Origin of the sequence: Lysinibacillus sp. NPDC097162, from assembly GCF_044762185.1 — a bacterium.
GTDB lineage: Bacteria > Bacillota > Bacilli > Bacillales_A > Planococcaceae > Lysinibacillus.
In genome coordinates, this window is record NZ_JBIWDT010000004.1 from 87,010 (window position 1) to 112,038 (window position 25,029).

At 38.0% G+C, this 25,029-nt stretch carries 24 protein-coding genes; 21 read left to right on the plus strand and 3 right to left on the minus strand.

What is annotated here, in order from left to right:
• Both ACIQXW_RS17165 and ACIQXW_RS17170 read right to left on the minus strand, forming a co-directional pair.
• On the minus strand, positions 1-1,161 hold a 1,161-nt coding region (locus ACIQXW_RS17165), incomplete at its 3' end, for a collagen-like domain-containing protein (RefSeq protein ID WP_483869808.1).
• A 202-nt stretch (positions 1,162-1,363) separates the two neighbouring features.
• Positions 1,364-2,449 (minus strand): glycosyltransferase, encoded by a 1,086-nt coding sequence (locus ACIQXW_RS17170; protein WP_402764120.1) that lies wholly within the window; start codon positions 2,447-2,449, stop codon positions 1,364-1,366.
• A 185-nt stretch (positions 2,450-2,634) separates the two neighbouring features.
• On the opposite strand from ACIQXW_RS17170, the gene ACIQXW_RS17175 reads away from it, so the two are divergent.
• From ACIQXW_RS17175 to ACIQXW_RS17200, 6 genes are all read left to right on the plus strand, one after another.
• Positions 2,635-3,597: a YncE family protein gene (locus ACIQXW_RS17175; protein WP_402764122.1), complete on the plus strand. Its 963-nt coding sequence runs from the start codon at positions 2,635-2,637 to the stop codon at positions 3,595-3,597.
• Entirely contained in the window at positions 3,594-4,277 is a 684-nt protein-coding gene (locus ACIQXW_RS17180) for a response regulator transcription factor (protein WP_340822471.1), read from the plus strand. Before ACIQXW_RS17175 ends, ACIQXW_RS17180 begins: the two co-directional genes overlap by 4 nt.
• Positions 4,274-5,662, plus strand: a complete 1,389-nt coding sequence (locus ACIQXW_RS17185; RefSeq protein ID WP_401020057.1) for a sensor histidine kinase — start codon at positions 4,274-4,276, stop codon at positions 5,660-5,662. The genes ACIQXW_RS17180 and ACIQXW_RS17185 overlap by 4 nt, the downstream gene beginning before the upstream one ends.
• A 3-nt stretch (positions 5,663-5,665) precedes the next feature.
• The gene (locus ACIQXW_RS17190) at positions 5,666-6,151 is read left to right on the plus strand and encodes a FixH family protein (protein ID WP_340822473.1); all 486 of its coding nucleotides are present in this window, start codon (positions 5,666-5,668) and stop codon (positions 6,149-6,151) included.
• A 145-nt stretch (positions 6,152-6,296) separates the two neighbouring features.
• Positions 6,297-6,866 carry a TetR/AcrR family transcriptional regulator gene (locus ACIQXW_RS17195; RefSeq protein ID WP_340822474.1) on the plus strand — a complete coding sequence of 190 codons (570 nt, stop codon included), beginning with the start codon at positions 6,297-6,299 and terminating at the stop codon, positions 6,864-6,866.
• Positions 6,867-6,969: 103 nt separating this feature from the next.
• A complete protein-coding gene (locus tag ACIQXW_RS17200; protein WP_401020053.1) occupies positions 6,970-9,159 on the plus strand; it encodes a YhgE/Pip family protein in 2,190 nt (729 codons plus the stop codon).
• A gap of 433 nt (positions 9,160-9,592) precedes the next feature.
• On the opposite strand, the gene yhfH is transcribed toward ACIQXW_RS17200, so the two are convergent.
• Positions 9,593-9,718 carry a protein YhfH gene (gene yhfH, locus ACIQXW_RS17205; RefSeq protein WP_069514604.1) on the minus strand — a complete coding sequence of 42 codons (126 nt, stop codon included), beginning with the start codon at positions 9,716-9,718 and terminating at the stop codon, positions 9,593-9,595.
• Between the two features lie 142 nt (positions 9,719-9,860).
• On the opposite strand from yhfH, the gene lplA reads away from it, so the two are divergent.
• The 15 genes from lplA to ACIQXW_RS17280 all read left to right on the plus strand — a co-directional run bounded on the left by lplA (position 9,861) and on the right by ACIQXW_RS17280 (position 24,988).
• Entirely contained in the window at positions 9,861-10,853 is a 993-nt protein-coding gene (gene lplA, locus ACIQXW_RS17210; protein ID WP_402764128.1) for a lipoate--protein ligase, read from the plus strand.
• A 230-nt stretch (positions 10,854-11,083) separates the two neighbouring features.
• On the plus strand, positions 11,084-11,788 hold the full coding sequence (locus ACIQXW_RS17215) for a response regulator transcription factor (RefSeq protein ID WP_340822481.1): 705 nt from the start codon (positions 11,084-11,086) through the stop codon (positions 11,786-11,788).
• A complete protein-coding gene (locus tag ACIQXW_RS17220; protein WP_340822482.1) occupies positions 11,788-12,771 on the plus strand; it encodes a sensor histidine kinase in 984 nt (327 codons plus the stop codon). Before ACIQXW_RS17215 ends, ACIQXW_RS17220 begins: the two co-directional genes overlap by 1 nt.
• 11 nt (positions 12,772-12,782) lie before the next feature.
• Positions 12,783-13,214: a hypothetical protein gene (locus ACIQXW_RS17225; protein WP_401020043.1), complete on the plus strand. Its 432-nt coding sequence runs from the start codon at positions 12,783-12,785 to the stop codon at positions 13,212-13,214.
• 12 nt (positions 13,215-13,226) lie between these two features.
• The gene (locus tag ACIQXW_RS17230) at positions 13,227-14,003 is read left to right on the plus strand and encodes an ABC transporter ATP-binding protein (protein ID WP_340822484.1); all 777 of its coding nucleotides are present in this window, start codon (positions 13,227-13,229) and stop codon (positions 14,001-14,003) included.
• A complete protein-coding gene (locus ACIQXW_RS17235; protein WP_402764133.1) occupies positions 13,975-15,915 on the plus strand; it encodes an FtsX-like permease family protein in 1,941 nt (646 codons plus the stop codon). Before ACIQXW_RS17230 ends, ACIQXW_RS17235 begins: the two co-directional genes overlap by 29 nt.
• A gap of 141 nt (positions 15,916-16,056) precedes the next feature.
• Positions 16,057-17,607, plus strand: coding sequence for a fatty acid--CoA ligase family protein (locus tag ACIQXW_RS17240; protein WP_402764136.1), 1,551 nt, complete (start codon positions 16,057-16,059; stop codon positions 17,605-17,607).
• Between the two features lie 423 nt (positions 17,608-18,030).
• Entirely contained in the window at positions 18,031-18,675 is a 645-nt protein-coding gene (locus ACIQXW_RS17245; protein WP_401014574.1) for a VTT domain-containing protein, read from the plus strand.
• A gap of 466 nt (positions 18,676-19,141) precedes the next feature.
• Positions 19,142-20,371 (plus strand): EAL and HDOD domain-containing protein, encoded by a 1,230-nt coding sequence (locus ACIQXW_RS17250; protein ID WP_402764139.1) that lies wholly within the window; start codon positions 19,142-19,144, stop codon positions 20,369-20,371.
• 166 nt (positions 20,372-20,537) lie between these two features.
• Entirely contained in the window at positions 20,538-21,386 is an 849-nt protein-coding gene (locus ACIQXW_RS17255) for a YitT family protein (RefSeq protein WP_401020032.1), read from the plus strand.
• A 51-nt stretch (positions 21,387-21,437) separates the two neighbouring features.
• On the plus strand, positions 21,438-21,767 hold the full coding sequence (cccB, locus tag ACIQXW_RS17260; protein ID WP_340822493.1) for a cytochrome c551: 330 nt from the start codon (positions 21,438-21,440) through the stop codon (positions 21,765-21,767).
• Positions 21,768-21,992: 225 nt separating this feature from the next.
• Entirely contained in the window at positions 21,993-22,928 is a 936-nt protein-coding gene (hprK, locus tag ACIQXW_RS17265) for an HPr(Ser) kinase/phosphatase (protein ID WP_340822494.1), read from the plus strand.
• A 37-nt stretch (positions 22,929-22,965) separates the two neighbouring features.
• Entirely contained in the window at positions 22,966-23,787 is an 822-nt protein-coding gene (gene lgt, locus ACIQXW_RS17270; protein ID WP_340822495.1) for a prolipoprotein diacylglyceryl transferase, read from the plus strand.
• A gap of 12 nt (positions 23,788-23,799) precedes the next feature.
• Entirely contained in the window at positions 23,800-24,441 is a 642-nt protein-coding gene (gene ppaX, locus ACIQXW_RS17275) for a pyrophosphatase PpaX (protein WP_402764143.1), read from the plus strand.
• Positions 24,442-24,445: 4 nt separating this feature from the next.
• Positions 24,446-24,988 (plus strand): acyltransferase, encoded by a 543-nt coding sequence (locus ACIQXW_RS17280; RefSeq protein WP_340822498.1) that lies wholly within the window; start codon positions 24,446-24,448, stop codon positions 24,986-24,988.
• The last annotated feature ends 41 nt before the right edge of the window (positions 24,989-25,029 follow it).

Consider the following 25,029-nt stretch of genomic DNA (forward strand, 5'->3'; position numbering starts at 1 on the left):
GCCAGTAGGCCCCGTAGGTCCGAGTTCACCGGTAGCGCCGGTAGGTCCTGTCGGTCCAAGTAAGCCAGTGGCACCAGTAGGTCCCGTAGGTCCGAGAAGTCCTGTAGCGCCAGTAGGTCCCGTAGGTCCGAGTAAGCCAGTGGCACCAGTAGGTCCTGTAGGTCCGAGTAAACCAGTCGCGCCAGTAGGCCCAGTAGGTCCAAGTTCACCGGTAGTGCCAGTAGGTCCCGTAGGTCCGAGTAAACCAGTCGCGCCGGTAGGTCCTGTTGGCCCAAGTAAACCAGTGGCACCAGTAGGTCCCGTAGGTCCGAGAAGTCCTGTTGCTCCAGTAGGTCCTGTTGGCCCAAGTAAACCAGTGGCGCCAGTAGGCCCCGTAGGTCCGAGTTCACCGGTAGCGCCGGTAGGTCCTGTCGGTCCAAGTAAGCCAGTGGCACCAGTAGGTCCCGTAGGTCCGAGTAAGCCTGTAGCGCCAGTAGGTCCGAGTTCACCAGTCGCGCCGGTAGGTCCTGTAGGTCCGAGTAAACCAGTGGCACCAGTAGGTCCTGTCGGTCCGAGAAGTCCAGTCGCGCCAGTAGGCCCAGTAGGTCCAAGTTCACCAGTAGTGCCAGTAGGTCCCGTAGGTCCGAGAAGTCCAGTCGCGCCAGTAGGTCCTGTTGGCCCAAGTATGCCAGTGGCACCAGTAGGTCCCGTAGGTCCGAGAAGTCCTGTTGCTCCAGTAGGTCCTGTTGGCCCAAGTAAGCCAGTGGCACCAGTAGGTCCCGTAGGTCCGAGAAGTCCTGTTGCTCCAGTAGGTCCTGTTGGCCCAAGTAAGCCAGTGGCACCAGTAGGTCCCGTAGGTCCGAGAAGTCCAGTCGCGCCAGTAGGTCCCGTAGGTCCGAGTAACCCCGTCGTGCCAGTGCTACCAGTCGGCCCAGTTGGTCCAAGATCCCCCGTCGCGCCAGTGCTGCCCGTAGGCCCAGTAGCACCAGGATCACCGGTTACGCCAGTAGGACCCGTTGGCCCGGTGTTACCAGTAGCCCCCGTCGGCCCTGTTGCGCCTGTACAACCTGTAGGTTTTACTGGCCAAACACAGCTATGATGTTCGGGTATTCTTCTACAACCACAAGGGAATGTTCTACATTTACTGCAAACATTATTTAAAAAATAATCTTCGAAGTTCATTTATTCACCTCCTCTCTCAAGTATCCTATTCATAAAAATGATAGAGGAGGTGGACGGTTAACTACTTTTAATGTTTATATGATAATTTGTAAAACATATAGTGATTATAATTAGTTAAATTACCGTAGGGGGAGGGCGATAGGATTGAGAGAAGAAGGGAAATGCTTTTACAAGAGTCTAAATCATTATTAAATTAGGTAATTCAAGGTTTATCCTTGGATTTTTTAAACATATGATCAAAGTAGTTTTGATTGTGTAAGATTTTTGGATCATTAGGTAAGTAGACACGGGCTAATTCATTATGGGTATTGGCTAATTCATATTGTTGTAAACGGTCATAGAGGACGCAAAGTTGTAAATGGGGCAACCAAGTAGTAAAGGTTTTATTTTGGAAAGGGGCGTTTGGTTTAGATTTCATTGCAAGTGCTTGTTCATACCAAAAGATGGCCTCATGATTTTTTGCTTGTTCCATAAAATGATGGCCAAGCCTGCAGCATGCTTCAGGGCGTGGGGTGTCGTATTCGAAGCTTCTTAAAATAGAACTTACGTTATTTTCATTATCATTTAATTTCGAATAGCAATCAGCTAGCTTAAAACAGGCGTTAATATTATCTTCTACCCAGCCTAGTTTAGTTGTTAAAAAAAGCTCATAGTAGAATACCGCATCCTCGATTTCATTATGATCCAGTAATTCATTGGCATAATAAAACGTGTCGCGTGGTGTGAGAGGTTCTCCTGATTGAAGGAGTTTCTTATAAATAGTAATATTGCGCTGATGATCGTGATGAAGTGGTAAATGGCTAACGGCCACATCACTTTCAAAAAGATTACCACTAACCTCTAAATATTCATGTACCGCTCCTATCCATCGAAATTGCTTCTCCCTTCTAACTAGTCGGTTTCTTCTTAAAAGAGAATTGGCATTCCCTTCGTTATCAAAGCTTAAATGATAATTCATTGAGACAGCATCAATATCGGGAGTTAAAGATTGCTTTAAAGCTTTAAACTTTTCTTGATCTTCCGCCATTAACACATCATCTGCATCTAGCCAAAGGATGTAGTCACATGTTGCTTGTTGGAAGGAAAAATTACGCGCATCAGCAAAATGATGAATCCACTCAAAATCGAAAATACGATCAGTAAACGGTTTAACAATTTCCTTTGTCTTGTCAGTGGAGCCAGTGTCCACTATATTTATCTCATCGACTAAATCTCTTACTGAGTCAAGGCATCTGGCGATAACATCTTCTTCATTTTTCACAATCATACATAAACTTATCGTTACCATATTGTGATTCCTCCTTTCAATAATCTTTGTAGTATATGTAGAGTCAGTTTTTTTGCGAGGCAGATTGCCCTTTCTTATTGTGCAAACACACTGTTATCACTTGGTAATTTGTCATAAATTTACCTTTCAAGTTTCACGCAGATTTCACAAATGTAAAGTATAGTTAAAGGGCAGAGGTGATGATTATGAAAAAATGGGCATTCTTCATTTTTTCTTTTATACAAGTTATGTTGGTGGCGGGGTGTACCGAGAAATCGTTTGAGCCAATTGACCGTAATCAGAGTTTTATTGCATCGCTCAATATACAAGAGCCTTCGCTCGATTTTATTGATGAGCTGGGGAACGTGATTGCAACATGGTCATTCGATAAAGCATATACAGGAGCAATATTATTAGATAATGACCGAATATTATTATATGGACATCAATTAGATGAAATAGTTGTCTTTACACTTTCAACTGGTAAAAAGCTTTATTCAAAAAAAGTAGAGCTAGGCACGACGAATGTGTATTATGATCCAAAAATTAAACAATTTTTTATTACGAATAGTAAGATGAACACAGTGACAAGCTTTGATGTGGAAGGAAATGAATTGGCCTCACAGCGACTTGGTAACTATCCGATGTCGATGGCTACTTACAAGGATAAGCTCTATGTAGTCAATTATAAAGATACGAAACTATCGGTGTTATCCATTAAGGATTTAACAATAGAGCAAGAGTGGCCAATAGGAAAATCATCGCATGGCATTGTAATCATTGAGGAGACAAATGAGCTTTGGGTCGGCGGACATGGTGAAGGAAGCAAGCCGAATAGTTCAGTCAAGCGATTTGATCTTGGAACGGGTGTTGTGCGTGGCAGTATAGAAATGCCTTTAATGCCAGTAGGTTTAACAAAGACGAAGGATAAAGTGTTAGTTGTTAGCCATGGACATAATGAATTATATGTTGTCGACTTTAAAGGAAATGTTTTATGGGAAAAAGAAGTAGGAGCAAATCCATTTGTTGTGAATCAGTTTAAAGACTATATTGTTGTGGCTGGTTATGACGACCATACTTTATATTTTATAAAAGATGGTCAAGTACAAAAAACAGTTGATGTTGGCAAAGGTGCATTTCAGCTGTTAGTAAGGGAGGAAGAAAAGTGACAACGGTATTAATTGTAGATGATGAGCAAGATATGCGTAATTTAATCGAGATGATGCTCAATAACTCCAATTTCGAGACCTTTACGGCTGCATGTGGAACTGAGGCATACGATATTATTGTTCGTGAACAAATCGACTTAGTTTTATTAGATGTAATGATGCCACATGAAGATGGTTTTGCGGTTTGTCAAAGTATTCGAGCGATGTCTAATGTGCCTGTAATATTCTTAACGGCACGAGATGCTAATGAGGATAAAGTAAAAGGTCTAACACTCGGTGGCGATGATTATATCGTCAAACCGTTTACAAATGATGAACTAGTGGCACGAATGCATGCTGTATTGAGAAGAAGTGGCGCTAGTATAGCAGATTTTGAGCAAAAAAATGTTGTCTTTGGGCCAATTAAATTAGATGAAATTGCACGTAAAGTTTCAGTTGAAGGGAAGGTTATTCCATTAACTTTAAAGGAATTTGAATTATTGCACTTATTTATGAAAAATCCAGGCAATGCATATTCACGTGAGCAGTTACTAGAGCGCATTTGGGATATTGACTATTTAGGTGGAACAAGAACGGTTGATACTCATATTAAAACTTTGCGATTGAAGCTTGGAAAGGAAGCGTCAGGCTATATACAAACCGTCTGGGGAGTAGGCTACCGCTTTGATCCAGGAGAATGAAAAAGATTTCAACACGTATTTGGCTACTCATTTTCGCATTTTTGATTATAACAGTAGTTTTTATGTATGTACTGACAGATTTTTTATATGAACAGCTTTACGTGGAAGATACGGAAAGCAATATGATTGAAATCGGTACAAAGCTACAAACAATGTATACGAGTGGTAAAGTTACAGACGAATTTATTGCTAATATTGAACATTATAATGATTATTCCAATTTAAATATTTTTGCTGTTCGAAACCCTCGTGAACTTAGTGCCTGTGTCCCCTTTGATATAGATTATGAAACATTGATAGGGGCTGAAGAACGGCAACAATTGCTGGAAGGTAAATATGTACAAAAAATTGGCTATGAACCTCGATTCGATCGGCAGCTTATTTCAGTAGTACTACCTTTAGTAGATCAAAATAGGCTAGAGGGAATAATTTATATTTACTTCCCCTTAGCAAAAATTAGTGAGTTGGCAAGTCAAGAAGTCATTTTTTTATTTTTGAGTGCATTTGTCTTTTTGATTGTTACTAGTTTTTTTGTATATAAAGGTATTCAACATATTATGCGTCCATTAAGTGACTTACAAACTGCTGTAGAGCAGATGTCTTATGGACAATATGAAACACGTGTACCTGTTAAATCGAGTGACGAGATAGGGAAACTATCAAGCACGTTTAACGACATGGCAGAGGCAATTCAACGAGAAGATGAGGCCCAAAAGACCTTTTTAGCAACTGTATCTCATGAATTGCGTACACCTATTAGCTATGTGAAAGGCTATAGTGAAGCAATGCAAAACGGAATTATCGCAGAAGAGCAACAAGAGGAAGCAATTCAATTAATCGTGCGTGAAGCAAATCGTATGGAGCGTTTAACAAATGAGCTTCTTCAACTCGCTCGCATGGAAAATGAACAAAAGGACATCGCTCTCTATCCGATACCACTTGCAGAGACATTACGTGAAGTACAGAAAATTTTAACGCATCAAGCACAGAAAAAGAATATTACATTGCATCTGAATGTAGATGATGAATTAATTGTTAAAGCGGATGAAGTGAAACTAAAGCAAATTTTTATCAATATTATTGAAAATGCTATCAATTACTCCTATGAGCAGTCGAAGGTTGACATTGTAGCAATTGAAGATAACGGTAACGCGCTCATTACTATTGAGGATGAAGGCATCGGTATACCGCAGGAAGATTTATCACATGTTACAGAGCGGTTTTATCGTGTTAATAAAGCGCGCAGTCGAGTAGATGGTGGGAGTGGCCTAGGTCTATCCATTGTTGAACAATTATTAAAACAGTTACAAGGCAAGATTGAAATAGAAAGTGAAATAGACAAAGGCACAAAGGTAAAAATTTCGATGCCATTAATGGAGGAATAGAACATGAAGAAGTGGTTATTTACATTGATAGCTGTACCCGCATTATTAGTAGGTTGTGGGGAAAAGGAAAAACCTGCAACATCTACTACATTGGAAGAGCCTCAAATGTTAGAAGTGGAAATTTTAACGCCAAAAGAAGTTGAGGTAAATACGCCTATCGAACTTGGTGCACATGTTATTCAAGGTGAAAAAAATATCGATGATGCAATAGTTGAATTTGAAGTGTGGGAATCAGGTAAACGCGATGAGGGACAAATGCTTGAAGGTAAATTAGAAAAAGATGGCGTCTATAAAGCACAAACTACATTTGATCATGACGGTGTATACTTTATGTTTGCCCATACTACAGCAAATGGTATTCATAATATGCCGAAGCAGCAAATTACGGCTGGAACACCTGATATGACACAAGTAATCGAAGAAGATGAAAAAGCTAATATGAACATGTCGGACCATGGTAAAGATTCATCAGAGGATACAGAGCATTAATAAAAAGAAAAAAATATTCAATAAATGCTTGCATTATTTTTAAAATAGGAATATTATAATGACCAGATGACCGAAATGGTTTTCTGGTCATTTTAATTTCTGTGTACAAAGGATGTACATAACTTAACAGGAAAGGATGTCACATATGGATCGTAGGCAGGAAATTCTTGAAGCAGCTGCAAAATCATTTACATTGTTTGGCTATAAGGCAACGACGATGGAACAAGTGGCGAAAATTGCTAATGTCGGTAAAGGAACGATTTATACATTCTTTGCAAATAAGGAAATTTTATTTCAAGAGATTGCGATGTCACTTGTACGAGAGATGAAAGCGGAAGCGGATGCAGTGTTGGATGCATCAGCTAGCTTCATGGATAATGCACATAATGCTTTAATGAAAATGCTACAGTTCCGTGAAAAGCATCTTTTATTTGCGAAGTTAATAGAGGAAGAAAAAGAATTACGTACGCCAGCAGTAAAACAAGTATTAATTCGCATAGAATCTGAAATATTATCGTACGTTGCAACGTTAATTCAAAGACGTATTGATAAAGGTGAGATTCGAGATTGTGATACAGAGTTAGTAAGCTATCTGTTGTTAAAAGCGTATTTAGCGTTCGTCGTAGATTGGCATGAGCTTCATGGCGACATGATTCCAGAAGAAAAGATACTAAATCTTTTCAAGGAAACAATCTTTCGAGGACTAGTTCTTTAGAGAAGAATCTACAAATTTTACGCACTGTGAAGTTTGTGATTTTTTTACAGAAAAATGACCAATTGACGATTACGGTCAATTAGTATAGGAGTGAGAGAAAAATATGATTAAAGCTGAATGGCTGAAAATCCTAAAAACAAGAAAAATGCTTGTTTCCATAATTGCCGTCCTATTTATCCCTGTCATGTATGCAGGCATGTTTTTATGGGCGTTTTGGGATCCATATGCAGGTATGTCTAATTTGCCTGTAGCGGTTGTCAATGAAGATAATGGAGCAAAAATGGATGAAGTGAAGTTAGACTTAGGCGATACCTTGGTCGATAAACTCGTCGATAGTAAGCAATTTGACTTTATTGAAGTGTCAAAAGAAGAAGCAGAAAAAGGTTTAAATAGTAGAGACTATTACATGATCTTAGAAATACCAGCAAATTTCTCAGAACATGCTACGACTTTACTTGATGACAAACCTTCGAAGTTAGTGATGAACTATATCCCAAATGAAGGCTTGAACTTCCTAGGAGCGCAAATTGGTGAAACAGCAATGGATCGCATACGCGCAGAAGTAAATTCACAAGTTTCTGCTACATATGCAGAAAAATTATTTGATTCAATTGCAACGCTTGGAGATGGCTTTACAGAAGCTGCTGACGGTTCAGTTAAGCTAGATGAAGGAGCTCAAAAAGTAGCAAATGGAGCAAAAGATTTAAAAGGGTATTTGGAGCAGTTAGCTTCTAGCACGATTGAACTTTCTGATGGTACAGATAAAATTACAAAAGGTGCAGGGCAAGCAGCATCTGGGGCTAACGAACTGTCAACAGGGCTAGTGAAATTAGAAAATGGTACAGTTCAGTTACAACAAGGTGCACAGCAGGCAGCTGCAGGGGCGACAAATCTTGAACAAGGTCTATCTCAATACACACAAGGTGTAGCTAAGGTAGAAGCTGGTCTTACAACATTAAATGAAAAACAACAGCAAATAGCTTCTGGTGCTGCATCAGTGGCTGAAAATGCTGGTACATTAAACAGTTCAGCAAATCAATTATCGAATGGTTCTGCACAAGTGGAAGCGGGTATTAAAGCATTAACTGAACAGTTACAAAATGCAATTGCATCAATGCCAGAAGAGCAAGCAGCAGCGTTAAAACAAACGTTAGCAGAGCTACAAGCAGGAAGTGCTAGTGTGCATAATGGTTTAAATTCATTATCAGCGGGTGCTGAAAAATTACAAGCTGGTGCCAACCAAGTAAGCGGTGGTGCAACACAAATTGCAGCTGGTCAAAAAGATGTTTTAGCTGGTGCAAATGCCTTATCAGCAAAAAGTAATGAATTAGTTAAAGGTGCACAAAGCCTACAAGCTGGTAATGCCACATTAGCTGATAAACTTGGTGAATTACATGCGGGCGTTAACACAGCTGTTACTGGTTCACAAACATTAGCTTCAGGATTAAATGACTTAGCAAGTGGTACAACAACATTGAACGAGGGCACATCAACACTTGCTTCAAAATCTGGTGAGTTAGCAGACGGCTCTGCAACACTTGCAGATGGTTCGACTGAACTTGCAGATGGTACTGCTACATTATCTAGCAAGTTAGGTGAAGCTAGTGAAAAAGCGAACGAAGTACATGCGAACGATGACACGTATGATATGGTAGGTAATCCGGTAGAAGTAGAAAAAGAATCAGTTAACCATGTTCCGAACTATGGTACAGGTTTCGCACCTTACTTTATTTCACTTGGATTATTTGTTGGGGCACTATTGATCTCGATTGTATTCCCACTTGTTGAACCAGCTATTCGTCCGAAAAATGGTGCAACATGGTTTACAAGTAAAGTGACAGTGCTTGCATTTGTCGGTCTTGTTCAAGCTTTATTAACAGTAGCAATTGTAAAATGGGGCTTAGGTCTTGAAGTGCAAAATTTAGGCTACTTTGTTCTAACAGCTTTAATAACAAGCTATGTGTTCTTAGCATTAATTCAAATGTTAGTATCTATTTTCGGTGATCCAGGTCGCTTCGTAGCGATTGTTGTACTAATTTTACAACTTACAACAAGCGCGGGTACATTCCCACTTGAGCTTATTCCATCACCATTACAAGTGTTCAATAAATTACTGCCAATGACTTATACTGTTCAAGCGTTTAAAGCAAGCATTTCAACAGGCGACATGTCTTATTTATGGCAAAACTACGGTGTGTTATTTGGATACTTAATTGTGTTCTTAGCCATTACTTTTGGTTATTTCATGTTATTACACACAAGACGTTACTCAAAAGTAGCAGAAGAAAATTAATTAATAATTTGCGAGGCTACGACAAAAAAAGTGTTAGATTGACTACAGTCAATCTAACACTTTTTTTTATGCCGTGGATGTTCACTACGGCTGATGCTTTTCGCGGGCACAGTGTAAGCCGCAACCCTCGCTGTCGCGCGGCTTGTTGTGTCTTACAACTCGTGCTGTTCCCGCAGGAGTCTACGTGGATTTTCCCTTAGTGCTTCATAAAATTGCATGGAAATTGTTTGAGTGCCTGGCACCAGCTCTCAGTGGGAAGAGTGCCAGGCACTCAAACAATTTACAAAGTAAAACAGCAGCTGATATGAGCGTATCAGCTGCTGTTTTGTGTAAGTGTAAGAGATTTAATTAATGGTTCACCATAAATGTATGATGAGGGGTGTCATTATTAGTTCGTGTGGGGCACGAAATGACTTACAGAATAGGCAAATGCTTATAGGCAGTTACATTTTTCACAAGTGTTGCTGTAGCATTCGCTTTGTTCTTCGATCTTTTCACCGCATTCCGTGCATTGTTTTGCAGGTAAGTTCTTGAAAAATTCAACTACGTTTTCTAACATTGTGGACTCCTCCTTTAAGTTCATCTGTACTATTACTGTTTTATTATTTTCTAGTGTATTATAACAGATGCGTTTCGTCAACACAAAATGCCTAATTTGCGTTAAAATAAAATATGGATATTTTGTGAAGGAGGAAACGACTATGATTTTCGTTGATAATAAAGGGATACATGATCCACGCATTAACCTTGCCATTGAGGAGTATTTATTAAAGACAATGGACGTTGAGAAGGAGCCAGTGCTGTTATTTTACATAAATCAGCCATCCATCATTATTGGGAAGAATCAAAATACGATAGAAGAAATTAATACAGACTATGTGGAGGATAACGGTATTATCGTTGTGCGCCGTCTCTCTGGTGGTGGTGCGGTGTATCACGATCTTGGAAACCTAAACTTTAGTTTTATTACAAACGACGATGGCGATAGTTTTATGAATTATAAAAAATTCACTCAGCCTGTTGTAGATGCGCTTGCAAAAATGGGCGTAAACGCTGAGCTGTCAGGTCGTAACGATATTTTAGCAGAAGGACGTAAAGTTTCTGGGAACGCGCAGTTTTCTACTAAAGGCCGTATGTTTAGTCACGGGACATTAATGTTTGATACAGAAATTGATGCTGTTGTATCTGCATTAAAGGTAAAGAAAGATAAAATCGAATCAAAGGGCATTAAATCGATACGTTCACGCGTAGCAAATATTTCGGAATTTTTAAAGGATAAAATGACTATAGAAGAATTCCGCCTAGAAATTTTAAAGTCCATTTTCGGTGGTGAAGAAAATATTCGCTATTATGAGCTAACTGACGAAGATTGGACGAATATTCAAAAATTATCCGCTGAACGCTATCAAACATGGGAATGGAATTACGGTAAATCGCCACGCTTTAATATTCAAAAAACACATCGCTTCCCTTCAGGTGGAATTGATATCCGTTTAGAGGTGAAGCATGGTGTTATTGAAGAAGCACATATTTTCGGTGATTTCTTCGGTGTAGGCGATATGGCTGATGTAGAACAACGTCTAGTTGGGACAAACTATGACCGTGTAGCGATTGCAAAGGCTCTAGCAGATATCGAAATACCAACTTACTTTGGTGGTGTCTCAACAGAAGAGTTTTTACAATTAATATATTAACAGTAGACAAAAAAGTAGTTGGCAAATGCCTTTCGATAAGAAAGATATTTTTAGCCTATATTTAGACCATAGAATGGTTATGCTACTGGGAACATTATGAGTCGAAACATGCTAAACTCCTTAGTAATGGAAATTCGAAGCTACTTCCGTACTCATGATAGAAAAGGGCACGCGCAATTATGGCGCGTGGCCTTTTTTTGGTACAATATACGATAGAAAGGAGTGTCGGTATGGAGAAGCATCGAATATTTATTGTCGAGGATGATGTAAAGATTGCATCATTGCTTGCAGAAACACTTAGAAAATATCAATACGAAGTGGAAACAATCCAAGAATTTGACCATCTAATTGAAGAGTTTACAACGTTTAATCCACATATGGTATTGCTTGATATAAATTTACCAGCGTATGACGGCTATTATTGGTGTCGTCAGTTACGTCAACATACAACATGTCCAATCATTTTCATTTCAGCACGATCTGGGGAAATGGATCAAATTTTTGCGCTTGAAAATGGAGGTGACGATTTTATAACAAAGCCATTCAATTATGAAATTGTTTTGGCTAAAATCCGTAGTCACTTGCGTCGTACATATGGCGAGTATGCGGCTAGGCAAGAAGAACGAACGATTAAGCAAGGGCAGCTTGTATTGCATTTAGAGCGTATGGAGTTGCACAAAAATGATTTAGAAATTCCATTGCAGAAAAAAGAATGTATCATTTTAGAGCTGTTAATGGGCCAGGCACCAAAAGTTGTTACGCGCGAGCAATTGTTAGAAGAGCTATGGGACGACCAAGCATTTGTCGATGAAAATACGTTGAATGTTAATATGACGCGTGTGCGTAAAAAGCTAGCAGATTATAATATTTCGTCAACAATTGAGACAGTCCGCGGAGCAGGTTATCGCTTTATATTAAGTGCGGGTGAACTGTAATGGGTTGGAAATTATTTTTGCGAGATTATGCAACATTTTTTATCTTCCAGCTAATTTTAGTTGGTTTTATTATGGTGTTGTATTGGCTCGACGGCTTTCGTAACGTTGATACTGCTATTTACTCTGTAAGTATTAGTTTGGTATTGCTATGCTCATTTTTACTTATTCGCTATTTAATGCGGCAAAGTTATTTGAACAAATTATTACATCTTCCAAAATCAATGGAGGATGTACTACAAAAAAATGCCAAGACACCAGAGGCGATGCAAGTAGAAAAATATATGCATGAACTATATCGTCTTTACCAGCACGAGCTGCATTCGTTATATGCTAGTCAAAAGCGACACGATCAATTTATGAATCAATGGGTACACCAAATGAAAACCCCAATTTCAGTCATCGAGATGCTATTACAGGATGAGCGTCCTCTCGATAAAAAGAATGTTCAAGAGGAAATTGATCGCTTACGTAGAGGATTGGATATGGTGCTTGTCAATGCGCGACTGGAAAACTTTGAAGAGGATATGCAAGTAGAGCAGATTCCGTTAAAAGCGATTGTCACTGCAACTGTTAATGAAAATAAACGTTTATTTATAACGAATAGAGTTTTTCCAGAAATTCATATAGAGGATGACATGATCGTAGCGAGTGATTCAAAATGGCTTCGCTTTATTATTGGGCAATTCGTTACAAACGCAGTGAAATATACATTTGAAGAAAATAAAAAAATTGTGATATCTGCCATTAAAAAAGATGATTATATTCAGTTAGCAATTTGTGATGAAGGAATTGGTATTCCTGCTTCTGACCTTTCACGTGTGACTAAAGCCTTTTTTACGGGAGAGAATGGGCGTAAAACTGGGGAATCCACAGGTATGGGCTTATATTTAGCAAAGGAAATCTGTGAAAAACTAGGGCATCAATTGGACATTACATCTGAAGTAGGTAAAGGTACGATTGTCACCGTGACATTTACAAATTAGGGGGAGCAAAAATGGGAGAAGTGCGTATTGATGACTGGGTATTAAATATTGAATTAGAAAAGACGAAAAATCTGTATGACTCACAGCTAGAAGCTTGTGACTGTTTGTTTTGTGAAAATTTCCGTCAGGCTAGCCTATTACTTCAAGATGAGGTAATGCATTTTTGCAATGCACTTGGGCTAAACTTACATAAACCATGCCTACTCAATGCTTTTCCAGTAGAAGGCGAGCAAGTCATGTATAGTGGGCACTACTCAGTTTGTGGCGAAATAATAGAAGGTGAATTAGATGGTTGGGATATGGTCGTAGGGGAGCATTGCTTTAGTCTAGTTCAAGATGAAGAGAACTTACCTTCAGCCATTTTAGAGCCACAGTTTCAAATTGGCTTTGAGGTGGTATTAAAATGGCTATTACCAGAATCTATGGAATTAATCGAGAAATAAGGTGGACAAGGCATGCCTATTTTACAAATAAAAGATGTTACAAAAGTATACGAGGGAAAGGTTACACATCGTGCACTCAATCAATTAAGCTTTGAGGTTGAAGAAGGTGAGTTTTTAGCAGTAATGGGACCATCGGGAAGTGGTAAGACTACGTTATTAAATATTATTTCTACGATTGACGAACCAACGAGTGGAGAAATCATTTTAGATGGCATGAACCCTCATAAGCTTAATGCTACTGAACTTGCTTATTTTAGAAGAAGACAGCTGGGCTTTGTTTTTCAGGATTTCAATTTATTGCATATGCTCACTGTCGAGGAAAATATCGTGTTGCCATTAACGCTTGATCAGCAGCCATTAGAAGTAATGGAAGAGCGTCTTGCAGATATTATAGAAAAGCTTGATTTAGCTTCCTTTTTGCAAAAACGTCCAAATGAAATTTCAGGTGGACAAGCACAGAGAACAGCGATAGGACGGGCATTGATTCATAACCCAAGCCTTATTTTAGCAGATGAACCGACGGGGAATTTGGATTCTAATTCTTCGCGTGATGTACTAGAACTATTAACAAAAATTAATAAGGAAAAACAAACGACAATTGTGATGGTGACCCATGACCCGATTGCAGCTAGTTATTGTGATCGTGTGCTATTTATTAAGGACGGGGAATTTTTCAATGAGATTTATCGAGATGACCGACGTCAAATGTTTTTCCAACGTATTTTAAATGTATTGAGCTTACTAGGAGGAGGGCAAGTAGGTGACCTTTCGACAATTCGCTTACCGTAATGTCGTACGGAACAGCCGTATATACGGGGCCTTTTTTATGGCGAGCTTTTTTTCCGTAGCTGTATTTTTTATCTATTCAATGCTGATGTTTCATCCAGATATTGAACGTGGCATTTTAGGAGAAGTATCGTTAGTCGGCATGATTGGTGCAGAAATCGTACTTGTCCTCTTTACATTGTTCTTTTTATATTATTCCATGAGTGCTTTTTTAGAGGCGAGATCACATGAGTTTGCTATTTTATTGCATCTTGGAATGGAAAAACGTCAAATGAACAAGCTTGTCTTTTTAGAAACAATGATTATCGGTGCGGGCTCTATTATTGTGGGCATTATTTTTGGCTTTTCATTTTCGAAGTTTTTCTTCATGATTGTTCGAGAAATTTTGCATTTAGAGGATTTACCGCTCTATGTTTCTTGGCAACCTTTTTTACTGACAATCGGTGTTTTTACTAGTGCCTTTGTCGTTATTTCTTTCATAAGCGTATATTTTACTCGTGAGAGAAAACTTCGCGATCTGATCAAGGGAAATGATTATATAAATAGCGAGACTAGCTATTCAAAGGTTCGTGCAACATATGGCATTGCTTTAATTTTAGCAACCTATGTGTTGGCATTTATCGTTTCTCATACGACAATGATTGGTCTTACGTTATTAATACCGTTCTCAGCAACTTTTGGAACTTACTATTTTTTTAGTGATTCAGTTCCATTCTTTTTACAAATTGCACGTGGAAAACGTAAATTTAATTGGCAGCGCTATCGCCTCTTATCTTTAGCTGAACAAACACACATTATGAGGGATAATGTGAAAATGTTTTTCGTCGTAACGATGGTATCGACAATGGCATTTTTATCTGTCGGAGTATTGGCTACGATGTCCTCCTATACGACACAATACGATCGTTTAAATCCACTAGGTCTTATTTATAAAGGAGATAGCGATAACCCATATGAAGCTACGCACATTAATTCTCTACGCATCCAATTAGAGGAGAAGGGATTATCCTATCATTTATCCCGCTTTGTAGTTGTAAAGCAAACTTCCTCATATACACATAATGAGGTTGAGGTATTCCGAGAATCAGATATGAACGTCTTGTTATCCTCTTTTAACTATCCATTGATTAATCTAGAATCTGGAGAGGCAGTATTCATACCATATTCGGAAGAGTCTTTAAAAAAGCTTAAAAATAAAGAAGTTCAAACGGTTTTAGAAGAAAACTCTATACCTATTACGATAGATAGTGTATATCCTAAAATAGTATTCCCAGGATCAATAGTTAGTGTGAATTCGATTGTTATAAGTGATGAAGACTTTGTGAAACTTGTGAAGCCAATTACAAGTAAAGGTGTTGTGCAACCAAGCTATCATTTGTTTACTTTTGATATTCCGCAGTGGATGGAGACAAAAGAAATTGGTAAGGACATAGTTGAAATGGCATCAACTGAATATTTTAATAATATTAAGAAGGGCAAGCATAGCCCATTTTACTTTGAAAATGCAGGATTAAATTATTCTTATATATTAGCTACGTACTCATTATTTACATTAGTTGGTGTTTTAGTAGCGACTGTATTTTTACTAGCGGCTGGTAGCTTCATTTACTTTAAACTGCATACTTCACTTGAAAGAGAGAAGCGGAAATTTGATGTCTTAAAGCGAATGGGGTTAACAGATATAGAATTGAAAAAGCTGGTCAATCGCCATCTATTCCCGCAATTTTTCTTGCCGTGGAGTGTTGCTATGATGCACAGTGCCTTTGCCTTTTTTATGGTTCAAGGTATTTTAAAGGATATTGCTAATATTTCAATTGTTAAAGAAGTTTTCTTTGCATTTGGTTTTTTTGTTGTTATTCAAGTAATTTATTTTTACTTAATCCGTTGGCGATATATCTCACATATCCGTTCTTGAAAATCTGTACAAAAGAGAAAAAAATGAATTTTTTGACGGTAATAATGACATGAAGTAAAAAGACTCATTGTCTTTTAGATATATTTCTTATATAATATTACTGAATAACGATTCATTTTATACGATAAGGGGATGGTGTAATTGAATTTAGTTTCATGTGTTCGTCAACAAGCAGCAGAGCAACCGGAAAAAATTGCGTATCATTTTATGGGGAAAGATACGACGTATGGGGAATTTGAACAAACAATTGGTCGCTTTGCACAGGGGTTACAAGATTTAGGGGTACAAAAAGGGGACCATGTGGCGTTTTTACTCGGCAATACGCCACATTATTTAATTGCTTTATATGCAACGATGCGTTTAGGAGCTACAGCAATTCCTGTAAATCCAATTTATACGCCAGATGAGATTTCTTATATTTTACGCAATGGAGATGTCAAGGCGGTTATTGCGCTCGATGCATTGCTTCCATTAGTAGAAGTAGGTGTACAAGCGTTTCCAGAAGTTGAGACATTTGTAGTTTGTGAAACAACAGCAGATGTAGCTGAAAAAGTAGCTGCTTTATCGGAAGAGGCAAAAGCGAAAACGCATTTATTTTCAAAGATCATTGCGCGTGCAACTGAATCACTTGAACCAGCGGACGTAGCAGATGATGAAACGGCAATTATATTATATACATCAGGAACAACAGGGAATCCAAAGGGTGCCATGCTGTCCCACGGAAATGTTTATTCAAATGCACGTGACGTCTCAACCTATTTAGGGTATAGAGCTGATGATCGCATTATTGCAACATTACCAGTTTTCCACGTATTTGCATTAACGGTAGTTGTCAACGCACCTTTAATCAGTGGCGCAACCGTTTTGCTTGCACCGCGCTTTAGCCCGAGTGAAATTTTCACATTGGCGAAGGAGCAACAGGCAACGGTATTTGCTGGTGTCCCAACGATGTATAACTTTTTACATTTATTACCTGAAGGCAAGCCGGAAGATTTTTCGACAATTCGTTTAGCCATTTCAGGAGGCGCATCTTTACCTGTTGCACTATTACATAATTTCGAGCAGAAATTTAATGTACGTGTATCAGAGGGGTATGGCTTATCAGAAGCTTCACCTGTAACATGCTTCAATCCATTAGACAGAGAACGGAAAGCAGGCTCTATCGGTACATCTATTAACAACGTCGAAAATAGAGTCGTTGATATCAATGGAAGAGAAGTTCCTGTTGGTGAGGTTGGCGAGTTAGTCGTTCGTGGGCCAAACGTAATGAAAGGCTACTATAAAATGCCTGAGGAAACTGCGATGGCCATCCGTGATGGTTGGTTATACACAGGGGATCTTGCAAAAGTAGATGACGAAGGATATTTTTATATCGTTGATCGGAAAAAGGATATGATTATTGTTGGAGGCTATAACGTATACCCGAGAGAAGTCGAGGAAGTGTTGTTTGCTCATGACAATATCGTAGAGGCGGCAGTAGTGGGCTATCCAGATCCTAACTTCGGTGAAGCAGTTCATGCATATATTGTGCTCAAAGAAGGAACGGCTACTACAGCAGATGATATATTAGAGTACTGTGCAAAACATATGGTGAAATACAAAGTTCCGAAAGTTGTCGAAATCTTGGACGAGCTACCGAAAAATACAACAGGTAAAATTTTGCGTCGTTCTTTAAAAGCGACAACAGTATAGGATTTTTAATAGAATTCATGTCCACCACAGAAAGTTAGTGGTGGGCTTTTATTTTGAAAATTGTTAATTGTATGGGTGCCTGGCACTCGTACCGTGCGGATTAATGCGTCTTACGTTCTACGCGGTCCCGCAAGTGTCTCCGTGGATTTTTACGTAGTTATTAAAACTATATTATGGGAAGAATTCAGAATTGTTTGAGTGCCTGGCACTTATACTAAATATGACTAAATAAGTTGAGTGCATAGAGGCGTAGTGATAAAATCAGTCATGTGCAAAACTTCTACATACTTTAAAAGGGCTTGTCATATAGTAGGGGAGTAGTAACTTGTATACTATGTTGTATTGATTTGGAACCCTTTTGTGCGTAACAACGTCCAAGCTTTTAGGAAAAATTAAATTGAAAGAGAGCATACAAAAACAATGATAGGACTCATTCAAGAGTTAATTAGTTTTATAATGCATATTGATGTGCATTTGGAAGAAATTATTCGTGATTTTGGTAATTGGAGTTATCTCATTCTATTTGCAATTGTGTTTGTCGAAACAGGTGTTGTCATTTTTCCATTTTTACCGGGTGATTCATTACTGTTTGCTAGTGGTACATTAACCGCAGCAATGGGAGCCTTTGATTTATGGATCCTAATTCCTGTATTTTTGGCTGCAGCAATTTTAGGGGATACAATGAATTATCATATCGGTCACAAAGTTGGTACTTCGATTCCACCTAAGAGCTTATTAGGCCGAATTGTTAAAAAGGAACGTATGGAGGCTGCGGAGAAGTTTTTCAACACGCATGGTGGGAAAACGATTGTTATTGCTCGATTCATGCCATTCATTCGTACGTTTATTCCATTTGTTGCAGGGGCAAGTAAGATGCATTATAGCTACTTTTTACTGTACAACATAGTAGGTGCAGTTTTATGGGTATTCAGCTGTACATTACTTGGTTATTTCTTTGGTAATATCCCAATTATTAAAGATAATTTCTCGGTAGTTCTTATTTTAATTATATTTATCTCAGTAGTACCAGCGGTTATTGGCGCTTTCAAATCTAAATTTGGGAAATAAATAGATGCTTCAGAAATGATTCTGAGGTATTCAGACTATAGACAACTTGAAAATTTCGAGTTTGTTTATAGTCTTTTTTATTGAAATATATTTAGAATTGCTACTCACAAATTACGCTCTGCCTTCCAAATGAAGTTTCTAACATCCACTCCAAATTTAGAAAATACCATTTCATTTTATTGCTTAATGTAATTATTTTCTAAACAGTATATGGATTTCTTATAATTTATTTTATAATGCGATTAAAGGCTTATGACAAACACTTTATGTTGAGTGGCAAAATGGATGTTTATCAAAAAAGTATTATTTATGACTACTCCAGTTACATAAGTAATAAATAGCCAATTGTATAGGTATATGTTAGTTGGAGGGTAAGAAACAAATAATATAGTGCTGAAAAAATAAGCGTAAGGTACTGAAAGATGCTATAATAATTACTAGAAAATGGTGAATTGGAGGCAACGAAATGGAAGTATTTATCGGAAGACAGCCAATCTTTAATCTTCACGAACAGGTCGTTGCGTATGAATTGTTGTATCGAAATAAAAATGAAAATTCATTTCCTAATGTCGATTCAGATGCTGCAACTGTGGATGTGTTAGTGAACTCATTTTTATCAATAGGTATCGACGAGGTGACGAAAGGGAAGCCTTGTTTTGTTAATTTTACGGAAAACTTGCTTATGAGTTCGATCGAAGAATTTTTAAATCCTTCGCAAATAGTAATTGAGATTTTAGAGGATGTACCACTAACACCGAAATTAGTTAAGCGTGTCATTGAGCTGAAGGCGCATGGATTTACAATAGCTTTAGATGATTTTATTTTAAACGAAGATGTACAAATATATGAAAAACTTTTCCCTCATATTGATTATATAAAAGTGGATTTTTTATTTTCCTCTTTGCTTGAACGAATGGAAATTGAAAATATGGTAAAAGAAAATTTCCCTCATATTAAATTGCTTGCTGAAAAAGTGGAAACACAAAAACAATTTAAAGTAGCTAAGCATTCAGGATATGAGTTATTCCAAGGCTATTTTTTTGAGCAGCCTCAAATCATTAGAGCAATGGATATACCTGCAAATGCTATTCAATATTTCCATATAATTTCTCTGTTAAAAGAAGAAGAGCCAAATGTTCATCTGTTAGCGGAAAATATTGAACGCGATATATCGTTAACGTATAAATTATTAAAAATGATTAATAATTCTAGTAGACGCTCAAAATCAAAAGTGCGTTCAATTAAGCAAGCTATTTTATTACTTGGTTTAGCAAATCTACGTAAGTGGATCTATTTATTAGCTTTGCGTGAATTTGATGGTAAAACGGATTCAGATCTTTTCCAAGAATTAATGCGTACATCATTGTTCAGAGCAAAAGTTTGTGAAAAATTAGCAAAGCTATCCTATAAGCAAAACTTTTCTGAGTATTTTTTAGTCGGGATGTTTTCATTAATTGATACGATCTTACAAAGACCGATGAATGCTATTTTGCAGCAATTACCTTTTTCAGAAGCGATTACGGAAACGATTTTAGGTGGACAAACCGAGATGACACCATATTTAGAGTTTAGTATTGCCCTAGGTAAACTAGATTGGGAACGTCTAGAGCAATTAGCACCTCAAATTAATATTGAAATGGCAAGTATTGATCTTTTATATAATGAAGCTTTAGAATGGGCAGAAACATCATTATAATTAGGGGAAAACTACAGAAAATAAGCTACCAATGTTCATAAGGTAGCTTTTTTTGTTTGTTAGGTCGAGTTTCTCTTCATCAAGATGAAGTTCTCAACGTCAAAACTATTTGCTATAATCATGTCGTCTTTAGAAAAATTCTGATAGTTGAAGTGGGCGTGAGGAAATGAATCAATCACAAGATGTAAAGGCAAGTATTCTGGAATATGTGTATGTAATTGTTGGTGCCGCAGTAGTGGCAATTGGTTTTAATGTATTTTTACTACCAAATCAAGTAGCTTCAGGGGGCGTTAGCGGCATAAGTACCATTTTACATGGCTTATTTGGCTGGAATCCTGGACTAGTACAATATGCATTTAATATCCCGTTGTTTTTAGCTGGAGTTCTAATACTTGGTAAAAAGTTTGGCGTAAAGTCTTTTGTTGGTACAATAACGTTACCGTTTATCGTCTTATTAACGAATAATTGGGAACCTTGGACTGATAACCCTTTACTTGGTGCACTTTTTGGAGGAATTGTTGTCGGATTAGGAATAGGTCTAGTCTTTAAGGGGAATGCTTCTACTGGTGGCACTGATTTACTAGCTCAAATTATTACAAAGTATACCGGATTTTCGCTTGGTACAAGTGTACTATTAATTGATGGAATTATCGCAATTAGTGCAGCAATTGTTTTTGACTTAGAAAAAGGACTCTATGCCTTAATCGGCCTTTATGTCACAACAAAAACGATTGATATTATTCAGCTTGGATTTAGTCAATCTAAAATGGTGTATATTATTACGTTGAAACAAGATGAAGTGCGTGATGCGATATATGCTGAAATTGATCGTGGTGTGACAAAATTGCCAGCAATTGGCGGTTATACTGGAGAAGCACGACCAGTTTTAATGGTTGTTGTCTATCAAACAGAGTTCACAAAGCTGAAACAACTCATTAAAAGCGTTGATCCATCTGCGTTTGTCATCGTTTCTGATGCCTATGAGGTGTTAGGTGAAGGTTTCAAGCGCGCATAAATTTGGTATAATAGCAATGGTAAGATATTCATTTACTTAGGAGGGGTACTAATGAAAAAAGCAATGTTAACATTAGTGTTCGGTTCAGCAATTTTCTTAGCTGCATGTGGTGGCGGCGGAGAAAAAAATAATGCTACAGGTAATAACGATACGGCTGCTGAACCAGACGGTAAAGCTATCGCAATGAAATCATGCGTTTCTTGTCACGGTGGTGAGCTACAAGGTATGGGTAATACACCTGCACTAAACAATGTAGGTTCTCGCTTATCTGAAGAAGAAATTTTAGACGTGATTAACAATGGTCGTGGGGCAATGCCAGCTGGACTTATTAAAGGTGCAGACGCTGAAGCTGTTGCCAAATGGTTAGCAACTCAAAAATAAATAAATGACAAAAACTAGCGGTTCTGGAGACCGCTAGTTTTTCTATTTGTTACTGTAAATGGTATATCTCTCGTAATTTTGTACTTGTATGTTACACCGCTGTCTAGAAGTAAGTATAATGGTGTTACTATATAAACATGCAAACAAGTGTAATTTCATTTCTTTTATACATAGGCATGCTAAAATAAAACAATATTCAATTCGTTTGAATGGAGGCTGCAAACATTGGTCGTAGTATTGACAAGGGACGTAATGGAAAAATTTAAGTTAGAACTATTAGGTGGCGAGGAAGGTATTGGAAGAACTATTACTACAAGTGATATTTCTAGACCTGGTTTAGAGATGGCTGGATATTTTACGCATTATCCTGCAAATCGAGTACAATTGCTAGGGAAAACAGAGCTTTCCTTTTTCGAAATGTTACCAACGAATGTTAAACTAGAACGCATGCGTTTACTATGTTCACAGGATACGCCAGCTATCATTATATCTCGTGACCTAGAAGTGCCTGAGGAGCTTATTCAAGCTTCAAACGAAAAGCATGTACCCGTATTTAAAACACATATGACGACAACAAAATTTTCGAGTAGACTAACCAATTATTTAGAGGGACGTTTAGCTCCTATGACAGCTGCGCACGGCGTGTTGGTCGATGTATATGGTATTGGTGTGCTCATTATCGGAAAAAGCGGTGTTGGGAAAAGTGAAACAGCGCTAGAGCTTGTAAAAAAAGGGCACCGACTTGTTGCGGATGATTGTGTGGAAATTCGTCAGGAATCTGAGGATTTTTTAATAGGTAGTCCGCCACCGCTTTTAGAGCATTTATTGGAAATACGAGGTATTGGTATTATCGATATTATGACACTCTTTGGTGCAAGTGCCGTACGACCATATAAGCGTATTACTTTAATTATTGAGTTAGAAATATGGGATCCTACCAAAGTATATGATCGTTTAGGTTTAGAAGAAGAGAAAATGAAGATAATTGATACAGAACTGACAAAACTAACAATTCCAGTACGACCTGGACGAAATGTATCCGTAATTATCGAAGTAGCAGCAATGAATTACCGTTTAAAGAAAATGGGTGTCAATGCAGCTGAAGAGTTTTCAAGACGATTAGATGAAGTTATTTCTTCAACAGATGAATTAGACGATTAATAGGTAACAAATCGTTAAATATTGAGAGGAGCATAAGATGGATTTATTACTTTTAGACATTAACCCGATAGCCTTCCATTTAGGGCCGATTCCTGTACGTTGGTACGGATTGTTAATTGTATCGGGGATTATTTTAGCATATTTTGTTGGACAAAGAGAGGCTGTAAAACGCGGATTGCCCGAAGATTTTTTAGCTGACTTGTTATTATGGGCAGTACCGATTTCTATCATCTGCGCACGCATTTATTATGTTTCTATGCGTTGGGATTATTATAGTGAAAATCCAGGCAGCATTATTCAAATTTGGAATGGCGGTATTGCTATTCATGGTGCGCTAATAGGTGCATTTGTGACGGCTTACATATTTACTCGAAAAAAAGGGGTAAGCTTTTTACGCGTGGCAGATATTTTAGCGCCAAGTCTTTTAATTGGACAAATTATTGGCCGTTGGGGCAATTTTATGAATCAAGAGGCATTTGGTGGACCAGTGTCACGTTCATTTTTAGAAAACCTTATGCTACCAGATTGGATTATTAATCAAATGTACATCGAAGAACTAGGCACATATGTACATCCTACGTTTTTATATGAATCTGTATGGAATTTTGTCGGCTTATTAATTTTACTGGCATTACGTAAAGTGAATTTAAATCGTGGGGAAATATTCTTTAGCTATTTAATATGGTACTCAATTGGTCGTTTCTATATAGAAGGTTTACGTACAGATAGTCTATATTTAATTGGCGATATCCGATCAGCGCAGGTCGTTTCAATTATTGGTATTGTCATAGGGCTTGGGGCAATTATTTATCGAAGATTGAAAGTAAAGCCCGCAGTGAAATATTTGGACAATAAGTAAGGAGTGTAAAGGATGGCTGTAAAAGCATTGCTTTTTGATTTTGATGGTACATTATTAAATACAAATGACTTAATCATTCAATCATTTATGCACGTTTTAGAAGAGAGATTTCCCGGGCAATATTCGCCAAAAGATTGCCTAAAATTCATGGGTCCGTCATTAAAACAGACATTTAGTGATTTAACGCCAGGTGAAGAAGACGAAATGATGGCAAAATATCGCGCTTGGAATGAACCGCATCATGATGAGCTTGTGACCGAGTTCCCTGATGTTGTGTCAACTTTAGAGCAATTAAAGTCGATGGGTATTAAATTAGCCATTGTCTCAACAAAGCGCAATGCTATGATTGATCGCGGCTTGAACATTCTAGGTGCTAGTCATCTATTCGATGTGATAGTAGGGACAGATGATGTGCAAAATGTGAAGCCAGATCCAGAGCCAGTTTTACTTGCTTTATCACGTCTAGGTGCAGCAAAAGAAGACACCATTATGATTGGTGATAATTCTCATGATATTGAAGCTGGGCATAATGCAGGTGTAAGAGCTGCAGGTGTCGCATGGTCAATTAAAGGGGAACAATATTTACAGCAGTTTAACCCAGAATATATATTGCAACATATGAAGGATTTACTTGATATTGTGAAAGAGGGGTAAATGCATGGCGCGTAAAACAGAAAGATATCGTGTCGAGGGAGCAAACTCGCTATGGAATGTATATGATACGGTGTCCTTTTGGAAGGTGATGAAGTGCTTCATTGTCATTCAAATTGGACGCTTCACACCTTTTTTACGCGTGAAGAACTGGCTGTATCGCACTTTTTTAAAAATGAAAATCGGTGACCAAACATCTATAGCTTTAATGGTCATGCCAGATACGATGTTTCCGGAGCGTATTCATGTCGGAAATAATACAGTCATTGGCTTTAATACGACAATTTTAGCGCATGAATACTTAATTGAAGAATATCGTCTAGGGGATGTCCATATTGGCAATGAAGTGATGGTAGGGGCTAATTCAACTATTTTACCTGGAGTGACGATAGGTGACGGAGCCATCGTGTCAGCCGCAACACTAGTACATAAGGATGTACCAGCAGGCTGTCTAGCAGGCGGTAACCCGATGCAAATTATTTATACAGCAGAACAGATGGCCGAGCGCAAACAGAAGGAAGTTGTGCAATGGTGTACGCCGAAAAAGTAAAAAAAGAGGCTGGATATAATTACTCCATGATGTAATTGCAC

Bases quoted from the DNA above. Each gene is read 5' to 3' on its own strand.
- ACIQXW_RS17170 (WP_402764120.1), bottom strand. From the start codon at position 2,449: ATGGTAACGATAAGTTTATGTATGATTGTGAAAAATGAAGAAGATGTT.
- ACIQXW_RS17175 (WP_402764122.1), top strand. From the start codon at position 2,635: ATGAAAAAATGGGCATTCTTCATTTTTTCTTTTATACAAGTTATGTTG.
- ACIQXW_RS17185 (WP_401020057.1), top strand. From the start codon at position 4,274: ATGAAAAAGATTTCAACACGTATTTGGCTACTCATTTTCGCATTTTTG.
- ACIQXW_RS17190 (WP_340822473.1), top strand. From the start codon at position 5,666: ATGAAGAAGTGGTTATTTACATTGATAGCTGTACCCGCATTATTAGTA.
- ACIQXW_RS17195 (WP_340822474.1), top strand. From the start codon at position 6,297: ATGGATCGTAGGCAGGAAATTCTTGAAGCAGCTGCAAAATCATTTACA.
- ACIQXW_RS17200 (WP_401020053.1), top strand. From the start codon at position 6,970: ATGATTAAAGCTGAATGGCTGAAAATCCTAAAAACAAGAAAAATGCTT.
- yhfH (WP_069514604.1), bottom strand. From the start codon at position 9,718: ATGTTAGAAAACGTAGTTGAATTTTTCAAGAACTTACCTGCAAAACAA.
- lplA (WP_402764128.1), top strand. From the start codon at position 9,861: ATGATTTTCGTTGATAATAAAGGGATACATGATCCACGCATTAACCTT.
- ACIQXW_RS17215 (WP_340822481.1), top strand. From the start codon at position 11,084: ATGGAGAAGCATCGAATATTTATTGTCGAGGATGATGTAAAGATTGCA.
- ACIQXW_RS17220 (WP_340822482.1), top strand. From the start codon at position 11,788: ATGGGTTGGAAATTATTTTTGCGAGATTATGCAACATTTTTTATCTTC.
- ACIQXW_RS17225 (WP_401020043.1), top strand. From the start codon at position 12,783: ATGGGAGAAGTGCGTATTGATGACTGGGTATTAAATATTGAATTAGAA.
- ACIQXW_RS17230 (WP_340822484.1), top strand. From the start codon at position 13,227: ATGCCTATTTTACAAATAAAAGATGTTACAAAAGTATACGAGGGAAAG.
- ACIQXW_RS17250 (WP_402764139.1), top strand. From the start codon at position 19,142: ATGGAAGTATTTATCGGAAGACAGCCAATCTTTAATCTTCACGAACAG.
- ACIQXW_RS17255 (WP_401020032.1), top strand. From the start codon at position 20,538: ATGAATCAATCACAAGATGTAAAGGCAAGTATTCTGGAATATGTGTAT.
- cccB (WP_340822493.1), top strand. From the start codon at position 21,438: ATGAAAAAAGCAATGTTAACATTAGTGTTCGGTTCAGCAATTTTCTTA.
- lgt (WP_340822495.1), top strand. From the start codon at position 22,966: ATGGATTTATTACTTTTAGACATTAACCCGATAGCCTTCCATTTAGGG.
- ppaX (WP_402764143.1), top strand. From the start codon at position 23,800: ATGGCTGTAAAAGCATTGCTTTTTGATTTTGATGGTACATTATTAAAT.
- ACIQXW_RS17280 (WP_340822498.1), top strand. From the start codon at position 24,446: ATGGCGCGTAAAACAGAAAGATATCGTGTCGAGGGAGCAAACTCGCTA.